The 4,704-nt window shown below is 53.8% G+C and carries 5 protein-coding genes; 1 reads left to right on the top strand and 4 read right to left on the bottom strand.

Annotated features, from left to right (window positions below):
- Positions 1–698: 698 nt before the first annotated feature.
- Positions 699–1,370 carry an HAD family hydrolase gene (locus L692_RS0123540; protein ID WP_025702403.1) on the bottom strand — a complete coding sequence of 224 codons (672 nt, stop codon included), beginning with the start codon at positions 1,368–1,370 and terminating at the stop codon, positions 699–701.
- Between the two features lie 122 nt (positions 1,371–1,492).
- Positions 1,493–2,698 (bottom strand): MFS transporter, encoded by a 1,206-nt coding sequence (locus L692_RS0123535; RefSeq protein ID WP_025702402.1) that lies wholly within the window; start codon positions 2,696–2,698, stop codon positions 1,493–1,495.
- 121 nt (positions 2,699–2,819) lie between these two features.
- Here L692_RS0123535 and L692_RS0123530 point away from each other — a divergent pair, with 121 nt between their 5' ends.
- On the top strand, positions 2,820–3,650 hold the full coding sequence (locus L692_RS0123530) for a helix-turn-helix transcriptional regulator (protein WP_025702401.1): 831 nt from the start codon (positions 2,820–2,822) through the stop codon (positions 3,648–3,650).
- 37 nt (positions 3,651–3,687) lie between these two features.
- Here L692_RS0123530 and L692_RS0123525 read toward each other — a convergent pair whose 3' ends face one another.
- Entirely contained in the window at positions 3,688–4,143 is a 456-nt protein-coding gene (locus L692_RS0123525) for a DUF3939 domain-containing protein (RefSeq protein ID WP_025702400.1), read from the bottom strand.
- A 120-nt stretch (positions 4,144–4,263) separates the two neighbouring features.
- Positions 4,264–4,704: DUF2087 domain-containing protein (locus tag L692_RS0123520; protein ID WP_025702399.1), on the bottom strand; the 441-nt coding region annotated here is incomplete at its 5' end.

The raw sequence follows: 4,704 nt of genomic DNA, 5'->3' as shown, positions 1-4,704 counted from the left end.
CCTGCCCGACAGCTCTCCCCACCGTTCTCCGGCATCCGTCATGATCCGGTACTTGCTGCCGAAATCCCCGACAACCCGGCCGGGAACAAGTCCCTCTTGATCCGTCTCTTGCCGTGCCATGACGCTCCATTGATTGATCCAATATTCATTCCATCCGTATTGCTGTATCGTCATGCGATACCTCCATTAGTTAATTTTTTCTTCTTGCAGAATCCTTCATTTGCTTCTTCCGGGTAGCGCGCCGCTTGCCCTGAAATTGTGTTTTTGGGCGCAAAAAAGCCCGCCGGAACATTCAGGTTCCGGCGGGCGGGAACAGGCCATGGTCTCTTTGCTAAAGAGACGGATTGGCCTGCTTGACCTGTGCGCGCAGCGGCGGTGTCCTATGGACACCTAACCGCCGCTGCACACCTGCGTATGCCGAGATAAGACTTAAGAGAAGTCTGATCTCAACATACGCAAAAAAGCCGCCGGAACCGATACGGTCCCCGGCGGCGCTTAAACCCTGTACAAGTGCGCGCTTACGCTGCGGCGTCTATGCCACGCCCGCAGCCTGTTCCCGGAAGACACGTATCCTGAGCAGTAACAACCGACAAGACCCAAGCCGTATAAACTGTCATAATACATCCTCTCCTTCCGGTAATATATGGTGCCATCATAAACGGGAGGACAGCCCTCTGTCAACCCTTGGTTCCGCCCTTTTACAAAATGCTCCGCAGTTCGTGAAGCTCATCAATCGTCTTCCAGGGCTGCATATCCAGCTTGTCATCCCACGGATGATTGCGCCGCAGCCAAATGCCGCGAAGCCCGGCGCGTCCCGCTCCCCAAATATCGTTGACGGGATGATCCCCGATGAACACGGTCTCATCCGGGCCGTATCCCAGCCTGTCCAGCGCCAGGCGGTAAATGGCCGGGTCCGGCTTGCTGATTCCGGCTTCGCCGGAAATGACAATGCTCTTGAAATGGCCGCGAAGCCCGAGCAAATCGATTTTTGCGTTCTGTATATCGCTTTTTCCGTTCGTTAACAGCCCCATCACGTAGCCGCGCTCCCGAAGATAACCGAGCGACTCCACCGCATGCTTCATCAGCGCGCCGTGACCGGAATAATTCAGGTCGTAGTAGGCGCGGATTTCCTCCGCAGACACGGATTCCCGCCAGGGCAGAACGTCGCTCAGCTCTCTGAAAAAGCCATCCTTGTCCCGATATCCGTCGGCGTCCCGGATAATGATATCTTCCACAATTTCCAGTTGCCGCGCCGGTTCCAGATAGCCTAGAAAATGCGAGACGAACTGCGTGCTGAAGCTTCGAAAGGTGTGATCTCTGTCCATAAGCGTATTGTCAAGATCAAACAGCAAAGCCTGTACCGTTTCCATACTGATTCCCCTTGTCCTTCATATGCGTCATTGCCCGTAAACGGGCTGTCAGGAATCATTGTACTATGGCGCTTTACTCTGTGAAAAGACCACTCGGACAAAAAGAAACCGGGGCCGTTCTCCTACTTGTGTGCATACTCACGTACATGGACCGGGTTCCTCAGACTGGCAAGAAAATAAACAACCGGCAAGCTCAGCAGCAGGCATCCGGCAGCAATCATGCCGCTCACCTGCCCGTAATGATAAGCCGTGCTGCCCGCCCAAGAGCCGAAGGAGCCTCCAAGATAGTACCCGACCATATAGAGTGAATTCAGACGGCTATGCTGCCCCGGATTCAGGCGGCTCAAGCGTCCCTGGTTCAAAGTCATATTCATCCGGGAGCCTACGTCAAGGACAAAGGTAACGGCTATGAGCACAGACAAATGATACCAGCCGAGGCCTAATAATATAAAAGAGAACACCATCGTCAGCAGCGCAGCCACATTCCACCCGCGAGCATGAATGCCGTCCGACAGCCGTCCCGCGAAACCCGCCGCCAAGGCGCCCGCAATCCCGATTACGCCGAAGGACCCGGAAATTCCGTTCCCGAAATGATAGGGCGCGCCGCTCAGGATAAAGGAAAGGGGGACCCAAAAGACATTGAAGGCGGCAAAGGCGGCCGCGCCGAAAAATACCGTTTCTCTCAGCACCGGCTCCTTCTTCAGCAGAGGAAGCATGGACCGCATGATTTGGGCGTAAGAGTCTTGCTTCCTGGCCGAATCCTCCGGCAGTTTCATATACACGTACCCGGCACACAACGTTAAAACCGCTGCCGCAAGCCAGTGTACGGTCCGCCAATCGGACATCTGTCCGATCCATCCCCCGGCCACACGGCCAACGAGCACGCCGATAAAGACGCCGGTCAGCAGCCGGCCGGTAACGGCCCCTTTTTTGTCCGAAGCCATGTTTGAAGAAACATACGGAATAATGAGCTGCGCCGCAACCGTGCAGAGCCCAAGGAAGAGCGCGGCAACGAGCAGAAGGGTGAACGATGGCGCAATTGTCATGACAACCAGCCACAACGCCGACAACAGCAGGCTGGCAACGATCAGCTTTCGTCTGTCCAACCGGTCGCCCAGCGGAACGATAAAGAACAAGCCGAACGTGTAACCAATCTGCATCATCGTAAACGGCAGACCTGATACACTCTGATCAGCATGAAAGCTTCGGGCGATATCCGACAGCAGAACCTGATCATAATACAGATTGGCAACGGCCAGCGCGCATATCGCGGTAAGCAGCCATTGCAGAGTGACGGGAAACGCCTTTAACTTAACCGTGGATTCCATGACGGATCATCCTCTCTTCTTGATACGATACAGTGTATAATCAGCTCTGTATGGCGTGAAGAGACGCATGATCCTAGGACGCGTGATCCTATGCTAAGGGAAAGGGGCTGGCTAGGCCGTCGTGACTCAAGACAAACATCAGGAACTCGGACTATTTTTAAGAAAAAAACGAGCTTCGCTTACGCCGGAGGAGGTGGGTCTGCCCTCTGGAAACAGGCGGCGGGTAGAGGGACTCCGCCGTGAGGAAGTGGCGGAATTGGCGGGTGTAAGCAGTGACTGGTATGTCCGGCTGGAACAGGGCAGGCCCGTGCGCCCTTCCGCCGAGGTATTGCTGGCATTAAGCCATGCGCTTCAGCTCAACCGAAAGGAACGCGAGTATTTATATACACTGGCGGCGCAGCGGCTGCCCGATGAAACGCCCGGTTCATTCAAGATCAGCTCCGGGATGCAGCAGTTTCTGGATTTGCAAAATCCTTATCCCGCCTATATTTCCGACCATGAGTGGAATATCATCGCCTGGAATCGGGCCGCTCTGGCGGTATTCGGAGATTACTCCGCAATGACCCGGCTGCAGCGCAACTCGATCTGGCGCTCGTTCATGGACCCGTATATGCAGCAACTGCTGGACAACTGGGAAGGACATGCCAAGCTGCGGGTAAGTCAACTGAGATTGGCCCACAGCCAGTTGCCCGAGAACCCGGAACGGACGGAATTGATTCAGGAGCTGTGCAGGCACAGCGAACAATTTGCGGATTGGTGGAATGAACAGACCATTGCGGGAACGCCTGAAGGCAAGAAGCTGATCCATCATCCCGTCGCCGGCGACATTCGCCTGAGCTATCTTTCCTTTCAAGCAGAAGAGCTGTCGAATGCGACGATCACCATCCACCTGGCAAGCGACACGGAATCGAAACAGCGGCTGGAGCGGCTGCTGGAGCATTGGACATCCTGACCGTTCAAGACCCGGCTGGAGGGTGATGCGGCATCACTTAGTCAAAATGCTCCGGGCGGTGGGTCAGCATCAATTCATCCTCGGTAATATACAGCGGAAAAGGCGGCATTTCCTTCAGATACCTCTGGCTCGCCAGCAAATGATAGTGAACCTCGGGAAGCTCCGCCTCTTCAATCAGGGGCAGCTTGCCCGTATCGCTGATATAGCTGTCCACCGCCGACTGCACCATATCGAGAAAATAGGGGATTTCTTTATCCGTTTCCTCGAAGATTTCGAACGTTTCTCTCGACATATAGAACTTCTGCTCGGATCTTCCGCCCAAATACCGGGCCAGCCGGGACAGATCAAGGCTTTGGTCATTCTTCATCAGGACGGTGCGGTTGATTTTGGCGGGCATATCCTTTTCGAATTGCCGCACAGCCTGTTTGACTTCCTGCAAGGTTACGGTAACTTGGCGGGGGACGGCTTCTTTCTTAAACTTTTTAAAAAGCATTTCGAAAGACTCCTTTCTGGGTTGCCATAGATAACGCTTACAATTCCATTTTAATTCATTCCGCAAATTTTAATCAATTCAAAATTGAACCGTCACAGAAATGTGCGAATAATAAGAAATTTATTTGACAGTTTCCCAGTTCGTCCACATTTCCCGGGGATTCAGCTCATAGTGGTCATTTTCCCTGTACATAAACTGATGCATAATAAACTCGCGGCGGATCGTGGCGTAATCTTCATGGTACTGCTTGATAAAATTGTTCATTTCCTTCTCGCTGTAGACAACGCCCGGCTTCAGCTGCTCGGCCATATGCTGGAGGGCAATCAGCTTCTTCTTGTACTGCGCCGGAATTTGCCGCAGGCGACCATCCTTGGCGAAGAAATTGCGGAGCACCGACTCCTTCAGCCTCTGTTCCTTGCTTTCCTCTTCCATTTCACTCACTCCCTTGTCAAAAATAAACTGCAGCGACGCCTCTCCGCCCTTCCGGATAAATTCCGGGTTCAGCTTGAAGTAGACGGTGTTCTTCTCGCGGCGTTCATTGATGAGCGCCGCCGAGCGCAG

It is taken from the genome of Paenibacillus forsythiae T98, assembly GCF_000520735.1.
Classification (GTDB): Bacteria; Bacillota; Bacilli; order Paenibacillales; family Paenibacillaceae; genus Paenibacillus_AQ; species Paenibacillus_AQ forsythiae.
The sequence above is the reverse complement of the archived record's forward strand: the minus strand, read 5'-3'. Positions and strand labels throughout refer to the sequence as shown.